Below are 18,545 nucleotides of genomic sequence, written 5' to 3' on the forward strand. Positions count from 1 at the left end.
CAGATTCCCCGCTCCTCGACCCCCACGGAGCCGCCGGGACGAATCAGAGGTACGACAGGAGCAGCACGCCCGTGGAGAACGCCAGCATGCCCAGGCAATTCACCCAGAACGTGGCACCCGTGAAGCGGGCGCGCACGTGCGCGATCGCGGCGCAGACGAAGTAGGCGACCACTCCGGCGTTCGCCGCGAACCCCACTCCGGGGTAGTGCAGGCCGGCGAGCAGCCCCGCTCCCCGAGCAGTTTGACCACGATGAGGATCCACCACCAGTCCCGGGGAATCGCACCCCGTCGAGGCAGTCCTGGATGAACCGCGGTGGCCGCAACGACATCAGGGCGTCGCCGAGCACCACGACGGCGAGCGCGACGGTGAGCCAGGGCAGGTTCGGCGTGTCGATCATTTCTCTCCCAGGATCTGGCGGGCCGCCTCCGCGAAGCGGGCACCGGCTTCGGATTGGTCGAACGAGCCGCCGGAGGCGGCGAACAGGACGCCGATGTAGGCGAGGTACAGGGTCCGGGCGCCGGGGCCGGGGCATCGTGCCCCGCGGCCTGCAGGATGCGCTCGAACTCGGCGGTGAGCTCGTCGGCGAGGGCGCCGAACGTGCCGGACCGATGCCTGCCGCGGGCGAGGATGGCGGCGTACTCGCGGGAGAGGTCACCGTCGGACAGGAAGTAGGCGACGAACGGCGCCACCGCACCCAGCACCCGCTCCACAGCGTCGTCCGCGGTGAGCCCGGGCAACGGCGCCGCAGCCTCCCGGGTGGCGTGGACCGCCGCGATCCAGTCGTCGACGATGGCGACGAGGAGACCGTCCTTGTCGCCGACGCCCATGACCGTACCCGTGCTGACCTCGGCCTCGGCCGCGATGCGCCGCACCGTGGTGGCCGCGAATCCGTGCTCGCGAAACAGGCGGTCGGCCGCGGCGAGCACCCGGACGCGGGTCTCCGCCTTTCCTTCTGCGCGCGACTGAACACGTTCATTGAACATGTTCAAAAAGTATCCGTCCGCCCCCGGTAACGCAAGAGCCCCGTCGAACCACGGGGGTTCGACGGGGCTCGGGCGTACTCGGAGACCTAGGCGGTCTCGGTGATGGGCCGATCGACCCAGCTCATCAGATCGCGCAGCTTCTTGCCGGTGACCTCGATCGGATGCTCGGCGTTCTCCTTGCGGAGGCCCTCGAGCTCCTTGTTACCACCCTCGACGTTCGCGACGAGGCGCTTGACGAAGGTGCCGTCCTGGATGTCCGAGAGGATGTCCTGCATACGCTTCTTGGTGTCGGCGTCGATGACGCGCGGGCCCGAGAGGTAGCCGCCGAACTCCGCGGTGTCGGACACCGAGTAGTTCATGCGGGCGATGCCGCCCTCGTACATGAGGTCCACGATGAGCTTGAGCTCGTGCAGGCACTCGAAGTAGGCCATCTCCGGGGCGTAGCCCGCCTCGACCAGCACCTCGAAGCCCACCTTGACGAGCTCCTCGGTGCCACCGCAGAGCACGGCCTGCTCGCCGAAGAGATCCGTCTCGGTCTCCTCCTTGAAGGTGGTCTTGATGACGCCGGCGCGGGCGCCACCGATCGCAGCGGCGTAGCTCAGGGCGAGCGCCTGGCCGTTGCCGGTCGGATCCTGGTCGACGGCGATGAGGGCGGGGACGCCCTTGCCGTCGACGAACTGACGGCGGACCAGGTGGCCGGGGCCCTTGGGGGCGACCATCGCGACCGTGACGTTGGCCGGGGCCTCGATCAGCTTGAAGTGGATGTTCAGGCCGTGGCCGAAGAACAGCGCGTCGCCGTCCTTGAGGTTCGGCTCGATGTCGGCCTTGAAGATCTCGGCCTGCGCGGTGTCGGGCGCGAGCAGCATGATCACGTCGGCCCACTCGGCGACCTCGGCGGGCGTGCCCACGGTCAGGCCCTGCTCCTCGGCCTTCGCGCGCGACTTCGAGCCCTCCTTGAGGCCGATGCGCACGTCGACGCCGGAGTCACGCAGGCTCAGCGAGTGCGCGTGGCCCTGCGAGCCGTAGCCGATGACCGCGACCTTCTTGCCCTGGATGATGGAGAGGTCGGCGTCCTCGTCGTAGAACAGTTCGATTGCCACTGTGGTTCGGTGTCCCTTCTGGTTTTTGCAGTAGTTAAGTTAGCGGGTCGCGGTGATCGACTTCGGACCGCGTCCCAGCGCGATCACGCCGGACTGCGCGATCTCACGGATCCCGAAGGGATCCAGGACCGCCAGCAGCGCGTCGAGCTTGTCCGGCGTACCGGTGGCCTCGATGGTCACCGAGTCGGGCGAGACGTCCACGATCTTGGCACGGAACAGATCGACGGTATCGGTCACCTGGCCGCGCGTGGTCGCATCCGCGCGAACCTTGATCAGCATGAGTTCGCGCGCCACCGACGAGGCCGAGTCCTGCTCGACGATCTTGAGCACGGACACGAGCTTGTTCAGCTGTTTGGTCACCTGCTCGAGCGGCAGCTCGTCGACCGTGACGACGATGGTCATGCGGCTGACGCCCTTGAGCTCGGTCCCGCCCACGGCGAGGGACTCGATGTTGAACCCGCGGCGCGAGAACAGCGAGGCGACGCGGGCGAGCACGCCCGGGCGGTCCTCGACCAGAACGCTGAGCGTATGCGTGGTGCTCACTTCTGCCCCTCCTGACGGTCCATCGCCGCGTGGATGACGGCCGGCTCGTCGGCCGCGTCGTCCTCGTCGAACAGCGGCCGGATGTCCCGCGCCGCCATGATCTCGTCGTTGCTGGTGCCGGCGGCCACCATCGGCCACACCTGGGCGTCGGCGCCCACGATGAAGTCGATGACCACGGGGCGGTCGTTGATCTCCCGCGCCTGCGCGATCACGGCGTCGACGTCCTCCTCGCGCTCGCACCGGAAGGAGACGCAGCCCATCGCCTCGCCGAGCTTGACGAAGTCGGGGATGCGCATCGAGTGCGTGGACAGGTCGGTGCTCGAGTAGCGCTGCTCGTAGAACAGGGTCTGCCACTGGCGGACCATGCCGAGGTTGCCGTTGTTGATGACCGCGACCTTGATCGGCGCGCCCTCGATCGCGGCGGTGGCGAGCTCCTGGTTGGTCATCTGGAAGCAGCCGTCACCGTCGATCGCCCAGACCTCCTTCTCGGGCGCGCCCATCTTGGCGCCGAGGGCCGCGGGGACCGCGTAGCCCATGGTGCCGAGACCGCCCGAGTTCAGCCAGGTGCGCGGCTTCTCGTACTTGACGAACTGGGCCGCCCACATCTGGTGCTGGCCGACGCCCGCGCAGTAGATCGCGTCCGGGCCCGCGGCGATGCCGAGGCGCTCGATCACGTACTCGGGGCTCAGCGCACCGTCGGACTCCGGCTTGTAGGCCAGCGGGTAGGTCTTGCGGATCCCGTCGAGGTACTCCCACCAGACGCTCAGGTCCGGGGCGTCGATGGTGGCCCGGTCCTCGGAGATCGCGGCGATGAGCTCGGCGATGACCTCCTTGCAGTCGCCCACGATCGGGACGTCCGCGAAGCGGTTCTTGCCGATCTCAGCGGGATCGATGTCGGCGTGGATGACCTTGGCATCGGGCGCGAAGGACTCGAGCTTGCCGGTCACGCGGTCGTCGAACCGCGCCCCAGCGTGATCAGCAGATCCGAGCGCTGCAGCGCCGCGACCGCACCGACGGTGCCGTGCATGCCCGGCATGCCCATGTGCTGCTCATGGCTGTCCGGGAACGCGCCGCGGGCCATCAAGGTCGTGACCACGGGAATGCCGGTCAGCTCCGCCAGCTTGAGCAGTTCCTCGGAAGCCTCTGCCTTGATCACGCCGCCGCCCACGTAGAGGACTGGCGACTTCGCCGCGGCGATCAGGCGCGCGGCCTCGCGGATCTGCTTGCCGTGCGGCTTGGTGACGGGGCGGTAACCGGGCAGATCGATCTGCGGCGGCCGGAAGACGGTGTCCTCCTGCAGGACGTCCTTCGGGATGTCGACGAGCACGGCGCCGGGGCGGCCGCTCTGCGCCAGGTAGAACGCCTCGGCGATGACGCGCGGGATGTCGGCCGCGTCGTAGACCAGGAAATTGTGCTTGGTCACGGGCATCGTGATGCCCGAGATGTCGGCCTCCTGGAACGCGTCCGTACCGATCAGCGGGCGACCGACCTGGCCGGTGATCGCGACGATCGGGACGGAGTCCATCTGCGCGTCGGCCAGCGGGGTGACCAGGTTGGTCGCGCCGGGCCCCGAGGTGGCCATGCAGACGCCGACCTTGCCGGTGGCCTGCGCGTAGCCGGTGGCGGCGTGGCCGGCCCCCTGCTCGTGCCGCACCAGGACGTGGCGGACCTTCTTGGAATCGAGGAGCGGGTCGTAGACCGGGAGGATGCAGCCGCCGGGAATGCCGAAGACCGTATCCACGCCGATCTCCTCGAGCGACCGGACCACCGACTGGGCGCCGGTGACGCGCTCGGGGGCTACGGTGCGGGCACCCTCAAGGGTGCTGTGCGCGACGTCCGCGACGTGCTGCTTCGAGGCGGCGGAATGCGCGCCGGGGATCCCGGCGCCGGGCTTGCGGGCCCCGGGCTTCTGCCCTGGGTGGGGCCGAGCGGTAGGTGCGCTCACGGCTTGACCTTCTCGTGCTCTGCGGTGCTCTGCTCTATGGACATGTCGACGCGCGCTGCGCCTCCCGAAGACTATCCGGGCAACAAAAAACCCCCGTCAGCGGTAGCTGAGCGAGGGTAGCGCGTCGATGCTGGTGTGAAACGGCTGAAACCGGTTCAGGCGACGACGCGCCGACCGATTACGAGGAGCTGGTAGCTGTGTTTCACATGAGTGAAAGTAGGCGTCCCCGAGGCACCTAGTCAAACCAGTGGGCGCCACCTTCCCACATATTGAGATCACCCTGCCGCGTGCGACAATAGGTGTTATGAGCGATCGACCCGTCACCCGCCCCGCCGACGCCGGCGCGACCCGTACCGTGACCACCGATCACACGTGGGACACCGCGGTCCCGTACCGGACCGGCGACCGCGTCGTGTTCAAACATCCGGGCATCGCGTTGCTCGGCGTCGCCCTGTTCGCCGTGTGCCTCGCCCCGATCGTCGGACCGTGGACGCTGGGCCGCTCCGTCGACGGTGGCGCCGCGAACGTCGCGCTCGTCGTTCTGGGCTGGCTCCTGCTGCTGTTCCCCGTGCTGGCCGCCGTGTGGATCCTCCGGGTCCGGACGGTGATCAGCCCCGACGGGGTGCGCTCGGTCCGCATCGCTGGCACCACCACGATCGGGTGGGACGGACTGGCAGGGATTAGAATCGGTGACAACGGTGCGGTGTACGCAGTCCGCACCGACGGTTCCGAGGTGCGACTACCCGCCGTCACCATCAGCCAGCTCCCCGCGTCGCGGTCGCCTCGGGTGGCCGCATCCCGGACGTCACGGCGGAATAATCCGCCCGGACAGGCACTTCCTGTTCACAGGGGACGCGTCCCGTTTTCAGCCCGTACGACACGAAGATCCGAGGCGAGAAGCTCATGCCACCGCTCCGCTCACGCACCACCACCGTCGGCCGCAACGCCGCGGGCGCCCGCTCGCTCTGGCGCGCCACCGGCCTCACGGACAGTGACTTCGGTAAGCCGATCGTGGCCATCGCGAACTCCTACACGCAGTTCGTGCCGGGCCACGTGCACCTCAAGGACATGGGCGAGATCGTGGCCGAGTCGGTGCGCGCCGCCGGCGGCGTGGCCCGCGAGTTCCACACCATCGCGGTCGACGACGGCATCGCGATGGGCCACGGCGGCATGCTCTACAGCCTGCCCAGCCGCGAGATCATCGCCGATTCCGTCGAGTACATGGCGAACGCCCACACCGCCGACGCGCTGGTGTGCATCTCCAACTGCGACAAGATCACGCCCGGCATGCTCAACGCCGCGATGCGTCTCAACATCCCCACCGTGTTCGTCTCCGGCGGACCGATGGAGGCGGGCAAGGCGGTCGTCGTCGACGGCGTCGCGAAGGCCCCCACCGACCTGATCACGGCGATCTCGGCGTCGGCGAGCGATGCCGTGGGCGACGCCGGCCTCAGTGAGGTCGAGCGGTCCGCGTGCCCCACGTGCGGCTCGTGCTCCGGCATGTTCACCGCCAACTCGATGAACTGCCTCACCGAGGCCCTGGGGCTCGCCCTGCCCGGCAACGGCTCCACCCTCGCGACCCACGCCGCCCGGCGCGCCCTGTTCGAGCGGGCCGGCACCGTCGTCGTCGAGGCCGCGAAGCGCTACTACCGCGACGGCGACGAGTCGGTGCTCCCCCGCAACATCGCCACCCCCGCCGCGTTCCGCAACGCCATGGCACTCGACGTGGCGATGGGCGGTTCCACCAACACCGTGCTCCACACGCTGGCCGCCGCGCAGGAGGGCGAGGTCGATTTCGACCTGGCCACCATCGACGCGATCAGCCGCAAGGTTCCCTGCCTGTCCAAGGTCTCGCCCAACAGCGACTACCACATGGAGGACGTGCACCGCGCCGGCGGAATCCCCGCCATCCTCGGCGAGTTGCGCCGCGCCGGCCTGCTCGAGACCGACGTGCACACCGTCCACGAGCCGTCCTTCGATACGTGGCTCGACGACTGGGACATCCGTTCCGGCAAGGCCACGGACGAGGCGCTCGAGCTGTTCCACGCGGCGCCCGGCGGCGTCCGCACCACGCAGCCCTTCTCCACGAAGAACCAGTGGGAGACCCTGGACACCGACCAGGTGAGCGGCTGCATCCGGGACGTCGAGCACGCCTACACCGTCGAGGGCGGCCTGTGCGTGCTGCGCGGCAACATCGCCGTCGACGGGGCCATCCTCAAGACCGCGGGCATCGACGAGGAGCTCTTCACCTTCGAGGGCCCGGCCGTGGTGGTCGAGTCCCAGGAGGAGGCCGTCTCGAAGATCCTCGGCAAGCAGATCACGCCCGGCGACGTGGTCGTGGTCCGCTACGAGGGTCCGAAGGGCGGCCCCGGTATGCAGGAGATGCTGCACCCCACGTCGTTCCTGAAGGGACAGGGCCTGGGCAAGGTGTGCGCCCTGATCACCGACGGCCGGTTCTCCGGCGGCACGTCCGGTCTGTCGATCGGCCACATCTCCCCCGAGGCCGCGGCGGGCGGCGTCATCGGCCTCGTCGAGGACGGCGACCGCATCCGGATCGACGTGCACACCCGCGCGCTCGAGGTCCTCGTCGACGACGACGAGTTGGAGCGCCGCCGCGCCAAGATGGAGGCCTCGGAGCGCCCGTGGCAACCCAAGGACCGGCAGCGCACCGTCACCACCGCGCTGCGCGCCTACGCCGCCCTGGCGACCTCCGCGGACAAGGGCGCCGTGCGCCACGTCCCGTAGCCAGTACCCGGACGACACGACGGAGCCCCGGTCACGACCGGGGCTCCGTTGTTTCTCGCGTGTCTCGCGTCAGCGCCTGACCAGCGGGTTCGCCCCGTTGAGCAGCACCCACACCGCGACCGCGCCGGCAACCGCCACGACCAGCCACACGACCGAGCCGGCGTGCGGCCGGCGGGCCCACCCGCGGCTGAAGTCCAGCGACAGCTTGCCGGGGCCGGCCAGGATCACCGCGACGGCCGCCATCATCATCAGCAGTTCGAACTCCACGCCCTTGTCCTGGGCGAAGAACACGAACCCCTGGCCGGCCGTGGTGAGCTTGAACAGCCCGGCCGAGAGCATCACGCCCACCGCACCCGCCGCGGCGATCGGGGTGAGCAGGCCGACGATCAGCATCGCGCCGCCGCCGAGCTCGATGACGCCGGTCGCGATGGCGATGACCTTGGTGAACCTCTCGAAGCCCAGCGACGGATCGCTGCCGTTCTGCAGGTAGGACGCGAACCCGTCGATGCCCGGGCCGCCCCAGATGCCGAACAATTTCTGGGCGCCGTGGGCCGCCAGGATCACGCCCACGGTGACCCGCAGTACCAACAGGCCCAGGTCGGTGGTCCCGCGCCGGGCCGCCTTGCGCGCCTCCTGCAGCTCGGCGTCGGTGTCGCCCACGGGCTTGCCGAACCGCCGCCCCTGCGGAGGCGCGATCTCCTGCGTGGCCGCGGCCTCGACGGGGATGCCCTCCGCCTCCGCGCGCGCCTGTGCGGCCCGCTCGCGGCCCCGTCGGCGGTTGTACCGCTTGCCGAACTCGTCGCGCTCGTCGCTCGAGAGCCCCGTCCCGTCCGTGCCCTGCGTCCCCGACGTGGAGATCGCCGCCGTGGCGGCGTTCGCGGACGCGATGGCGGCGGCCAGGTCCGAGGTGTCGGGGGCGGAGCCGACCGGCTCCGTGGCCGGTGCCGGGGCCGCTGCAGCCGCCTGCTCCGTGCCCGCCGGTTCCGTGCCCGACGGTGCCAGCCCCGCCGACGTGGCGGGCTCGTCACGGTAACGCGGAAGCACCGGGCCGATACCCGTGTCCGAATCGTCGTGGGGGTCGAGGATGAAGCCGCCCGTGGGGTGACGCTCGCCGAACCGCGGCAGCTCGCCCGTGGACGAGAAGTCATAGGGGGACGCGGCAGCACCCTCGCCGGTCTCGTTCTCGGTTCCGTCCTTATCGCTCACGCACCCCACAGTAGAGTGCCGCGGCACGGACGGCCGGGAACGAACCGCGGCACCGGCGAATCGGTAGGGTGGCGGGCATGAGTGAGGGGTCCCGGCGCGCACGCGCAGGCGTGCGTCACGCGGTCGTGGTCGCGACCGCAGCCGCGTTGCTCGCCGGGTGCGTCGACTTCTCCGGGAGCGAGGCCGCGCCGTTCACCGGCCCGCCCACGGGCCGGGCGACCACCACCACGCAGACGCCGCCGCCCGTACCGAGCCGCGGCCCGAAGCCACCGGGGCCGTGCATCGACCAGGACCCCATGGTGCTCGCCACCTGCCTCACCGAACCGACGGCGGTGATCCCCGAGTCCGATCTCTCGCACGCCTACGTGGCGGAGCGCGGCGGCGCGATCCAGTACACGACCACCGATCTGCCCAACCGCGAGGTGCTGCGAATCGGAGTGGACGCCTCGGGTGACGGCGGGCTCACCTCGATCGCGCTGTCACCCTCGTACGCCCAGGACCGGCTGTTCTACGCCTACGTGAGCACCCCGACCGACAACCGGGTGGTCCGCGTGACGCCCGGTGACGAGCCGAAGGTGATCCTCGCGGGGATCCCCAAGGGCGCCACCGGGAACGCCGGGTCGCTGCTGTTCGTGGGCCGCGATCTCATCGTGGCCACGGGCAATGCGGGCGACACCGCCGCCGCGCGCAATCCCGCATCGCTCGCGGGCAAGGTGCTGCGCCTGCCGTCCCCGAACACGATCTCCCCGGTCCGGCCGCAGGTGCTGGCCACCGAGGGCGGCGTGCGCGCCTCGCTGTGCCGCTCGCCGAAGGGCGGGCCGATCTTCGTCGCCGACCAGGGCGCGACGCAGGACACGCTGCGCGTGATCACGCCCGGCACGACCGATCCGGTCGGGGTGTCGTGGAGTTGGCCGGACCGGCCGGGCCTGGCCGGGTGCGCCGTGACCGACGGTGCCGTCTTCGTCAGCGAGTCGCGGGCGGGCAAGGTGGAGATGGTGCTGCTGCCCGACGGTTCCGCCACTGCCGACCGGGAGCCGGTGCAGGTGCTCGACCGCGCGAAGTACGGCGTCTTCGGGCGGCTCGCCATCGGCCCCCGGGGCTGCCGCAGGGCGTGACCACCAACAAGCCGAACCCGCAGGCCCCCACCGACGACCGGGTGGTACTGATCCCGATTCCGAGCGGCGATTCCACCGCGACGGACGACTGACGCCTACTCGCAGGCGGCGAGCACCAGTTCGCGCACGCGCGCGGCGTCCGCCTGCCCGCGGGTGGCCTTCATCACGTCGCCCACGATCTTGCCGGCCGCCTGGACCTTGCCGGCCTTGATCTTGTCCACGATGTCGGGGTTGGCGGCGAGGGCCTCGTCGACGGCCCGCTGCAGCGCGCCGTCGTCGCGGACCACCTCGAGACCGCGGGCGGCGACGACCTCGTCGGGCTCGCCCTCGCCGTCGAGCACGCCGACGATGACCTGCTGCGCCAGCTTGCTGGTGAGCTTGCCCTCATCGACGAGGGCGATCACGCGAGCGACCTGCGCGGGCGAGATCGCCAGCGCCGCCAGCTCCACCCCGCGGGTGTTCGCCTGCTGCGGCAGGAAACTCCCCCACCACGACCGCGCCGCGTCGGGCGTGGCGCCCGCGTCGACGGTGGCGATGATGGCGTCGATCGCGCCGAGGTTCACCAGGTCGCGCATGACCTCGTCGGAGAGGCTCCAGTCGGCCTGGATCCGGGCCCGGCGCAGCCACGGCAGCTCGGGGATGGTGCCGCGCAGCTCCTCGACGAGCTCGGCGGCGGGCGCGACGGGCCCGAGATCCGGGTCCGGGAAGTACCGGTAATCGTCCGCGGTCTCCTTGGGGCGGCCGGCGGTGGTGGTGCCGTCGCCCTCCTGGAAGTGCCGGGTCTCGAGGACGACGGTGCCGCCGGCGTCGAGAACCGCGGCCTGGCGCCGCATCTCGTACCGCACCGCGACCTCGACGGACCGCAGCGAGTTGACGTTCTTGGTCTCCGTGCGGGTGCCGAACTCGGTGGCGCCCTTCGGCTTGAGCGAGACGTTGGAGTCGCAGCGCATCGAGCCCTGGTCCATCCGGACGTCGGAGACGTCGAGCGAGGCCAACAGATCACGCAGCGCGGTGACGTAGGCGCGCGCGATCTCGAGCCCTCCCCCGCGCCCTCGATGGGCTTGGTGACGATCTCCACCAGCGGGACGCCCGCGCGGTTGAAGTCGAGCAGCGAGTGCGAGGCGCCGTGGATGCGGCCGGTGGCGGAGCCGATGTGCGTCGACTTGCCCGTGTCCTCCTCCATGTGCGCGCGCTCGATCTCCACGCGCCAGGTGGCGCCGTCCTCGAGGGGGACGTCCACGTAGCCGTCGTACGCGATCGGGTCCTCGTACTGGCTGATCTGGTAGTTCTTCGGCTGATCCGGGTAGAAGTAGTTCTTCCGCGCGAACACCGAGCTCGGCCGGATCGAGCAGTTCAGCGCGAGGCCGATCCGGATCGCCGAGCGCACAGCCTCGCTGTTCACGACGGGCAGCGCGCCCGGCATGCCGAGGCACGTCGGGCACACCTGGGTGTTGGGCTCAGCACCGAACTCGGTGCGGCAGCCGCAGAACATCTTGGTGGCGGTGCCGAGCTCGACGTGGACCTCCATGCCCATCACGGGCTCGTAGCGGGCGACCACGTCCGCGTACTCGGGGAGATCCAGTTCGGCAAGCTCGGCACTCATGCCCTTCAGACTAATAGTCCGGGCGGACCGGACGGTCAGCGGATGGAGACGGCCACGGCGTCGGCGGTCACGGTGATCGTGCCGTAGGCGCTGCCGGTGTCGCTCCCGCTCACCGGCGCCCCGTCGCGGCCGGTCGCCGTGAATGTCCAGGGCCGGCTGTCCCGGAAGGTCGTGGACCCGTCACGCACGGCCTCGCTGAGGTCGATCCCGTCCACGGCGGGCGCCGTCCAGGTGTAGGTACCGTTCTCACCCGAGAAGTCCGACTGCGGGCACCCCGACGGGAAGCGGTCCTTCGACGCGGCGCACGCGGAGTACTTCGCGGCGATCTGCTCGCGCACCGACGACTTCGCAGCGTCGCTCAGGCCGAACTCGACGTTCACCGACGACCCGATCGAGTACGCCGACAGCCCCTTGATCGATGCCTGCCCCTTGTCGTCACGCGAGCTGTACTTCGACTTCTGCGCCGCGAGGTTCTTGTTGGTCGACCCCAGGTCCAGCGCGCCGGGGAACACGTACGCCACGCCCGACGCGGGCAGCGGCTTGCCGAGGATCGTGAGGTACTGCTTGTCGTTCTCGCTCGACAGGTACGGCTTGATCTGCACCGCCGCGGTCTTGAGCTTCCAGTCGTCGCCCACCTTCTCCAGGTTGAGCTCCTCGTCGTAGGCCACTTCGCCGATGGTGACGGTGAGGTGCACCTGTCCCATGTACCCTCCCGTCTCGCTGACGATCTTCAGGTCCTTGATCGGCGCCAGATCGCGCTGCTTGCGCAGGATCTCGTCGGTGAGCAGCTCGGTGGAGGCGGGTGCCTCCTTGCCGTAGCTCAACGCCTTCTTCGCGTCGCCGGCCTGCAGCGCCGCGAAGTACGCCTTGACCGTGGCGCCGGGCGAGCCGGAGTCGCCGGAGCCGCCGACGCTCTTGACGAGGGCGATCCCCGCGATCAGCACGATCACCAGGAGCACCGCGGCGCCGCCGATCAGGGCGGGGATCAGCCAGGCCGGGCGCGGCTTCGTCGGTCCCTGCGGTCCGGGACCGCCGAACGCCGTCTGGGCGGGTCCGCCCGGGTACTGCGGGTACGACGGTGCGCCGTACGACGCCTGCAGGTTCTCGCCGGACTGCCAGGTGGGACGCACCTGGGTCTCCTGGTGCGGATCCGCCGGGTCCTGGCCGAAGCTGGGCACACCGGGGTTCGAGGGAGGATTCGGGTTCATGGCGACAGCATCGCCGCGGCCGCTTAAGGGACGCTTCACGACGGCTGGTCCGTCGGGCGGCGCACCGTCGAACCCGACGGGCCGGCACCGATCAGCCGAAGAATTCGGCGGCGTCGTCGTAGCGTTCCCGTGGGACGCGTTTGAGCTGTTTGACGGCCTCGGCGAGGGGGACCAGGCCGATGCCGGTGCCGCGTAGGGAGACCATCTGGCCGACCTTGCCGGCGTGCGCGGCGTCGGCGGCGTTGACGCCGTAGCGGGTGGCCAGTACCCGGTCGGCGGGGGTGGGGGTGCCGCCGCGCTGGACGTGGCCGAGGACGGTGGTGCGGACCTCCTTGTTGATCCGCTTCTCGATCTCCACACCCAGTTGGTGCGCGACGCCGGTGAACCGTTCGTGACCGAACTCGTCGGTGCCGCCCACCCGCAGCTCCATGGTGCCCTCGGCGGGTTTCGCGCCCTCGGCGACGACCACGATGAAACTCGAGTGCCCGCGCTGGAAACGGCGCTTGATCAGCCGGCACACCTGCTCGACGTCGAACGGGACCTCGGGGATGAGCACCATGTGCGCACCCGACGCGAGCCCGGAGTTCAGCGCGATCCAGCCCGCGTGCCGGCCCATGACCTCCACCAGCATCACCCGCTGGTGCGACTCCGCGGTCGAGTGCAGCCGGTCGATGGCGTCGGTCGCGATGGTCAGCGCGGTGTCGAAACCGAAGGTGACGTCGGTGCAGTCGATGTCGTTGTCGATGGTCTTCGGCACCCCCACCACCGGGACGCCCTCGTCGGCGAGCCAGGACGCGGCGGTCAGGGTGCCCTCGCCGCCGATGGGGATCAGGACGTCGATGCCGTTGTCGTCGAGGGTCTGCTTGATCCGGTCCAGGCCGGCGCGCAGCACATCCGGGTGGGTGCGGGCGGTGCCCAGCATCGTGCCGCCCTTGGTGAGCAGGCGATCGTTGCGGTCGTCGTTGGACAGTTGCACCCGCCGGTCCTCGAGCAGCCCACGCCAGCCGTCCTGAAAACCCACCACCGCCGACCCGTACCGGGAATCACTCGTCCGCACCACCGCGCGGATCACCGCGTTCAGGCCCGGGCAGTCGCCGCCGCCGGTGAGGACTCCGATTCGCAGACTCATGCCCATGATCTTGCCGCGCCCGACCCAACCTGTCATGACAACCCGCGAGTAGCTGCGACGTGTTCACCCTGGCGTCACGACACCGGTCTCGTACGCATACACCACTGCCTGGGCGCGATCACGCAGATGCAGCTTCTGCAGGACCTTGCTGACGTGGGTCTTCACGGTCTGGTCGGAGACGAAGAGAGCCGCCGCGATCTCGGCGTTGGAGCGTCCGGCGGCGACGGCCTCCAGCACCTCCCGCTCGCGGGGCGTCAGGGTCCCGAGCTCGGGCGGCGCGGTCCGACGGTGCGCGCGGGCCGCGGTGACCTCCGCGATCATCCGCCGGGTGACCGACGGCGCGAGCAAGGACTGCCCCTCGTGGACGACGCGGACCGCGCGCACGAGCTCCTCCGCGGGCGCGTCCTTGAGCATGAAGCCGGACGCCCCGACGCGCAGCGCCTCGTACACGTAGTCGTCGATGTCGAACGTGGTGAGCATGAGCACGCGGACGTCGTGGTGGCGGCGCAGGATCTCCTCCGTCGCCTGCAGCCCGTTCATCTCGGGCATCCGCACGTCCATGAGCACCACGTCGGGCTGCAGGCGCGCGACCTCGGCGACCGCCGCCTTGCCGTCGGGCGCGTCGCCGATCACGGAGATGTCCGGCTGCGCGCCGAGCAGGGCGCCGAAGCCCTGCCGAACCATGGCCTGATCGTCGGCGATGAACACGGTGATGGGCACGGTCCCAGCCTATGCGGTGGCACCGTCGGGCCGGGCCGGGAGCGACGCGCGCACCGCGAACCCGCCACCCGGCGTCGGCGTGGCCGCGAGCGACCCGCCGACGGTGCGCGCCCGCTCCGCCATGCCGGGAATGCCCTGCCCCAGCCCCGGCCCGCCGAGGTCGGCGTCGGAGGTGCGCGGGCCGTTCTCGATGCTCAGGTTGAGCGTCCCGCCGTCCAGCGTGAGGGCGACGGTGATGCCCGCTCCCTGCGCGTGCCGGGTCGCGTTCGCGATGGACTCCTGGACGATGCGGTACGCGACGAGGGCGGTGGACTCGCCGATCGCCGACGGGTCCGGCAGCGGCAGGTACTCGACGACGACGCCGGCGGCGCGGGCGCCGTCGATCAGCTCGTCGACGCCGCCGAGGCCGGGCGCGGGCGCGAGCTCGGCGGACGCGTTGTCGAGGCGGAGGACCCCGAGCAGCGCGCGGACCTCGTTGAGGGCCTCGCGGGCCGAGGCGGCGATCCCGTCGAATTCGACGCGGGCGCGCTCGGAGACGTCGGGCACCCGGTACTGCGCCGTCTGCGCCTGGACCACCACCAGCGACATCCGGTGCGCGACGATGTCGTGCAGGTCGCGGGCGATGCGGGTGCGCTCCTCGAGGATCGCGCGGCGGCCGCGTTCGAGCTCGCTGACCTCGGTCTGCTCCTCGAGCCGGGTGCGGGACTGCAGCGCCAGCCGGAGCAGCAGGATGATCACGAGCGAGACCATGATCCCCGCGACCCACCCGCCGCCGGTCCCCGGCTGTGCGTTGACGAAGAACAGCACCGAGCTCGCGGCAGCCACGGCGATCGCGTCGAGCGGCTTGCTCCGCAGGAACACCAACCAGCTGGTGATCAGCATCGCCATGATGAGCGAGACCTGCCAGTTCCACTGCCAGTCCTGCTTCGGGGCGAACCACAGCATCGGGAAGATCGCGGCGGTCGCGGCCACGATCCCCCACGCGGCCCGGGGTGCGCCCAGGCGATCGCGATGGGCAGCACCGAGAACCCGCTGATGATCGGCAGCACCGCGGCCGGCACGTGGAACTGCTCGTTCAGGGTCGGCCAGGCGACGGCCCACATGATGAGCGCCACCACCAGGAACAGCCAGTTGATCTTCCGGGACAGGAAGACCCCGAGCGGTGTCGCGTGCAGCGCTCCGTCCGGGGCCTGGATGTGCAGGGCGCTCTGCCGGTCCAGGTAGCGGCCGGCGCGCACTGTCGCCCGGGCCGCGCGCTCGATGCTGCGAGTCGTGTTTCTCATGCCCCGAACCGTAGGGGTGAGCCGCGCGCGGTGTCCTCATACTTCCGGGTGATATCGGACCACTCGCGCAGCCGATCCGGTGCCGCGGCCGCGGGCGGCACCGTCGCCGGTATGACTCGCATGATCGCCGCCGCGGCCGTCCTGGCCGTGCCCCTGTCCCTCGGCATTCCCTTCACCACCGCGATCCCCACCGCTTCCGCGGCCGCTCCGGTCGAGGACGCCTCGACCGCCGCCGCCGTGCGCGCCGTCAGCGACCCGTCCGTGGCCGCCGCGGCGCAGGTGCGCGCGCTGCCCGCCGGCTTCGGCTACCGCGCGGCCGAGGGGCCGGGATACGCGGTGAACCCGCACGGGGAGTGCTCGAGCGTCCTTCGCCTGCCCGCCGGGTTCACCCCCGCCTGCCGGGCGCACGACCTGGGCTACGACCTGCTCCGGCACGCCGACCGGCTCGGCCGGCCCCTCGGCGGCTGGGCCCGGAGACTCCTCGACGACGCGTTCGCCGATCGGCTCGCGGCCTCCTGCGCCGCCCAGCCCCTCGAGTCGCGGCGCAGTTGCGGCGAGATCGCCGGGATCACCGTGCTCGCGGTGCGCGCCAACACCTGGCGCCAGCACGACGGTCCGCCGCGGGCCGAGTCCGTCGCCGAGCTCGCCGCCGATTGGCTCACCGCCGGGGCCGGCTGTGATCACGCGGCCGGCGCCCGGGGTGCTCACCGGTTACGCCGTGGGAGCGGCGGTCGCGCTGTTCCCGAATCAATTGCCGCGCAGCGCTGCCGTCGCCGCCGCGGTGGCCCTGCTGTTCGGCCTCGTGGGCGCGCTAATCGGACGCGCGGTGGCCCGGCGCCGCGGCGTGGCGCCCTCGTACCGGTGCGCGCTGTACGTGCTGCCGGCAGCGCTGGTCGGATGGTTGCTGTGGCAGAACCACCTTCGCGCCGCCGCGGGCGTCACCGAGGTGGGTGTCGTGGAGTTCACCGCGCTCGCCGCGGTGCTCGGCGCCGCGCCGTTCGCCTCTAGTTGTACCCGGCCACCACGTTGGTAGCGGCGTGGCTGGTTGAACGAGGGAGAACCTCCGAGTGGGATGTGGCTTGTCTAAGGCCCACACCAACTCGGAGGTTCTCGTGTCCCACGGTAGTGCCCGGCTGACCGTTCATGGTCGGCGGCTGATCATCAAGCGGCATCAGGCCGGCTGGCGTCAAGCCCATATCGCGGCGGCGATGGGCGTGTCCCGCAAGTGCGTCAAGACCTGGATCGACCGCCACGCCGCTGAAGGCGACGCGGGTCTTGTCACGCGGTCCTCGCGGCCACACACGATGCCGACCAAGACCAGCGACGAGGTCGAGCAGAATGTTCTCCGAGCGCGTGCCGAACATCGGGACGGCCCGGATGTCCTCGGCCCGAAGGTCGGGGTGCCCGCGAGGACCGTCTCTCGGATCCTGCGGCGGCACAAGGTGCCGTACTTGCGGGAGTGTGATCCGATCACCGGCGACGTGATCCGCTCGTCCAAACAGACAGCCAAGCGGTATGAGCGTTGCCGTCCAGGCGAACTCGTGCACATGGATGTCAAGAAGCTCGGCCGGATCCCTGATGGTGGAGGGTGGCGGGCGCACGGCCGCGGCAGCATCGCCCGCGACCGGAAGGTCAAGCTCGGCTACGACTACATCCACTCCGTCGTCGACGATCACTCCCGCCTGGCCTACAGCGAGGTCCTGCCCGACGAGAAGGGCATCACCTGCGCGGCGTTCCTCGAACGAGCCATCGCCTACTTCGCTGCGCACGGCATCACCCGAATCGAGCGGCTGATGACCGACAACGCCTGGGCCTACCGGTACTCACTGCGCGCTGTCTGCGCCCGGCACGACATCAAGCAGAAGTTCATCAAACCCCACTGCCCGTGGCAGAACGGCAAGGTCGAGCGGTTCAACCGGACTTTGGCGACCGAGTGGGCCTATCGCCGCGTCTACCTCAGCGGCGATGCCCGCACCTCAGCCCTTGCACCGTGGTTGACCTTCTACAACACTGAACGCCGTCACAGCGCACTCGGAGGCCACCCGCCGACCAGCCGCCTGCTACCAACGTGACGGCCGGGTACATCTAGTGCCCTGGCCGCCGCCACCGCCGCGGCGTGGCGGCGCGCCAAGGTCGGGCTGCTCGCGGCGACAGTGGCCGTGGCCGGAATCGCCTGGCCGGCGGCGGCGTCCGATGCGCCGTCCGCCTCGTACGCGGAACGATTCGCCGCGATCGCCACCGCCACGCCGGGCGTCCGGGTGTACGCCGCCCTGTCCGACGGTGCCTCTCCCACCGAGCGCGCCGCCGTCGCGGTGGACCGCCTGCTCGCCGCGGGCGGCCCGGCCCGGCGCGCCGTCGTCATCGCGGTCCCCACCGATCCGGCTGGGTGGACCCGCATTTCGTGCGCGGCGTCGAGGAGACGCTCGGCGGCGACAGCGCGATCGTCGCCGTGCAGTACACGCAGATGCCGAGCTGGCAGTCGTTCCTGCTGCATCGGGCCGCCGCGGCCGCGGCGGCCCGCGCGCTGATCGACGAACTGCACCGAAGGGCACCGTCGACCCCGGTACGGCTGTACGGGCAGAGCCTGGGCACCGTGGGGGTCGTGGCGGCCCGGCAGCGGGCCGCCCAGGTGGGGCAGCGGGTCGAGGCTGTCGTGCAGGCGGGCACGCCCGCCGGCGTCCCGGTGACGGGAGTCGCGCAGCTCAACGCCTCCGACCCCGTGGGGATCTGGTCGCCCCGACTCCTGGTCGCCCCGCCGGACCGGACAGCCTTGGGCGGGCGGACCACGCCGCGCCCGATGTGGCTCCCGCTGGTCTCCTTCGTGCAGGCCACCGTCGACCTGCTGGGCGCGACCGCACCGCCGCCCGGGCTGGGCCACCGCTACGACGAGCGCCGGGCTCCGCCCTCGTCTCCGACCTCACCGCCCCCGCCCCCACCCTGACTTAACAGCGTTAGCACAGACCA

General features: G+C 70.8%; 13 protein-coding genes and 5 pseudogenes. 6 read left to right on the forward strand and 12 right to left on the reverse strand.

Annotated elements, in window-relative coordinates; all coding sequences use genetic code 11:
• Positions 1–43: 43 nt before the first annotated feature.
• The 5 genes and pseudogenes from MTP03_RS15585 to MTP03_RS15605 form a co-directional block, all read right to left on the reverse strand.
• Positions 44–398, reverse strand: a pseudogene (locus MTP03_RS15585) (DoxX family protein).
• Between the two features lie 475 nt (positions 399–873).
• Positions 874–984 (reverse strand): annotated as a pseudogene (locus MTP03_RS15590) (TetR/AcrR family transcriptional regulator); the annotation flags it as partial.
• Positions 985–1,070: 86 nt separating this feature from the next.
• Entirely contained in the window at positions 1,071–2,084 is a 1,014-nt protein-coding gene (gene ilvC, locus MTP03_RS15595; RefSeq protein WP_248489026.1) for a ketol-acid reductoisomerase, read from the reverse strand.
• 39 nt (positions 2,085–2,123) lie between these two features.
• Positions 2,124–2,627, reverse strand: a complete 504-nt coding sequence (gene ilvN, locus MTP03_RS15600; protein WP_248489027.1) for an acetolactate synthase small subunit — start codon at positions 2,625–2,627, stop codon at positions 2,124–2,126.
• Positions 2,624–4,572: pseudogene (locus MTP03_RS15605) on the reverse strand (acetolactate synthase large subunit). Before MTP03_RS15605 ends, ilvN begins: the two are co-directional and overlap by 4 nt.
• Before the next feature lie 304 nt (positions 4,573–4,876).
• Here MTP03_RS15605 and MTP03_RS23890 point away from each other — a divergent pair.
• Positions 4,877–5,350, forward strand: a pseudogene (locus tag MTP03_RS23890) (PH domain-containing protein); the annotation flags it as partial.
• A gap of 125 nt (positions 5,351–5,475) precedes the next feature.
• The gene (gene ilvD / locus MTP03_RS15610) at positions 5,476–7,317 is read left to right on the forward strand and encodes a dihydroxy-acid dehydratase (protein WP_248489028.1); all 1,842 of its coding nucleotides are present in this window, start codon (positions 5,476–5,478) and stop codon (positions 7,315–7,317) included.
• A 69-nt stretch (positions 7,318–7,386) separates the two neighbouring features.
• On the opposite strand, the gene MTP03_RS15615 is transcribed toward ilvD, so the two are convergent.
• Positions 7,387–8,523, reverse strand: a complete 1,137-nt coding sequence (locus tag MTP03_RS15615; RefSeq protein WP_248489029.1) for a DoxX family protein — start codon at positions 8,521–8,523, stop codon at positions 7,387–7,389.
• Positions 8,524–8,600: 77 nt separating this feature from the next.
• Between MTP03_RS15615 and MTP03_RS15620 the strand changes: the two genes are divergently transcribed.
• Entirely contained in the window at positions 8,601–9,638 is a 1,038-nt protein-coding gene (locus MTP03_RS15620) for a sorbosone dehydrogenase family protein (protein WP_248489030.1), read from the forward strand.
• Positions 9,639–9,733: 95 nt separating this feature from the next.
• Here the strand turns inward: MTP03_RS15620 and gatB are convergent.
• The 6 genes and pseudogenes from gatB to MTP03_RS15650 form a co-directional block, all read right to left on the reverse strand.
• Positions 9,734–11,241 (reverse strand): annotated as a pseudogene (gene gatB, locus MTP03_RS15625) (Asp-tRNA(Asn)/Glu-tRNA(Gln) amidotransferase subunit GatB).
• 35 nt (positions 11,242–11,276) lie between these two features.
• Complete coding sequence (locus MTP03_RS15630) at positions 11,277–12,449, reverse strand: hypothetical protein (protein ID WP_248489031.1); 1,173 nt, start codon at positions 12,447–12,449, stop codon at positions 11,277–11,279.
• A gap of 91 nt (positions 12,450–12,540) precedes the next feature.
• A complete protein-coding gene (locus tag MTP03_RS15635; RefSeq protein WP_248492234.1) occupies positions 12,541–13,572 on the reverse strand; it encodes an ATP-dependent 6-phosphofructokinase in 1,032 nt (343 codons plus the stop codon).
• Positions 13,573–13,641: 69 nt separating this feature from the next.
• Positions 13,642–14,298, reverse strand: coding sequence for a response regulator transcription factor (locus MTP03_RS15640; protein ID WP_248489032.1), 657 nt, complete (start codon positions 14,296–14,298; stop codon positions 13,642–13,644).
• Between the two features lie 9 nt (positions 14,299–14,307).
• Entirely contained in the window at positions 14,308–15,270 is a 963-nt protein-coding gene (locus MTP03_RS15645) for a sensor histidine kinase (protein WP_248489033.1), read from the reverse strand.
• Positions 15,174–15,581: a hypothetical protein gene (locus MTP03_RS15650; protein ID WP_248489034.1), complete on the reverse strand. Its 408-nt coding sequence runs from the start codon at positions 15,579–15,581 to the stop codon at positions 15,174–15,176. The genes MTP03_RS15645 and MTP03_RS15650 overlap by 97 nt, the downstream gene beginning before the upstream one ends.
• 676 nt (positions 15,582–16,257) lie before the next feature.
• Here MTP03_RS15650 and MTP03_RS15655 point away from each other — a divergent pair.
• The 3 genes from MTP03_RS15655 to MTP03_RS15665 all read left to right on the forward strand — a co-directional run bounded on the left by MTP03_RS15655 (position 16,258) and on the right by MTP03_RS15665 (position 18,522).
• Positions 16,258–16,614: a hypothetical protein gene (locus tag MTP03_RS15655; protein WP_248489035.1), complete on the forward strand. Its 357-nt coding sequence runs from the start codon at positions 16,258–16,260 to the stop codon at positions 16,612–16,614.
• A gap of 79 nt (positions 16,615–16,693) precedes the next feature.
• A complete protein-coding gene (locus MTP03_RS15660) occupies positions 16,694–17,653 on the forward strand; it encodes an IS481 family transposase (RefSeq protein ID WP_248489036.1) in 960 nt (319 codons plus the stop codon).
• Positions 17,654–17,967: 314 nt separating this feature from the next.
• A complete protein-coding gene (locus tag MTP03_RS15665) occupies positions 17,968–18,522 on the forward strand; it encodes an alpha/beta-hydrolase family protein (RefSeq protein WP_248489037.1) in 555 nt (184 codons plus the stop codon).
• Positions 18,523–18,545 lie beyond the last annotated feature (23 nt).

The organism is Tsukamurella sp. PLM1, from assembly GCF_023168325.1.
Classification (GTDB): Bacteria; Actinomycetota; Actinomycetes; order Mycobacteriales; family Mycobacteriaceae; genus Tsukamurella.

Excerpts from the sequence above, each read along its gene's own strand:
- ilvD (WP_248489028.1), top strand. The coding sequence starts at position 5,476 with ATGCCACCGCTCCGCTCACGCACCACCACCGTCGGCCGCAACGCCGCG.
- MTP03_RS15620 (WP_248489030.1), top strand. The coding sequence starts at position 8,601 with ATGAGTGAGGGGTCCCGGCGCGCACGCGCAGGCGTGCGTCACGCGGTC.
- MTP03_RS15630 (WP_248489031.1), bottom strand. The coding sequence starts at position 12,449 with ATGAACCCGAATCCTCCCTCGAACCCCGGTGTGCCCAGCTTCGGCCAG.
- MTP03_RS15650 (WP_248489034.1), bottom strand. The coding sequence starts at position 15,581 with ATGAGAAACACGACTCGCAGCATCGAGCGCGCGGCCCGGGCGACAGTG.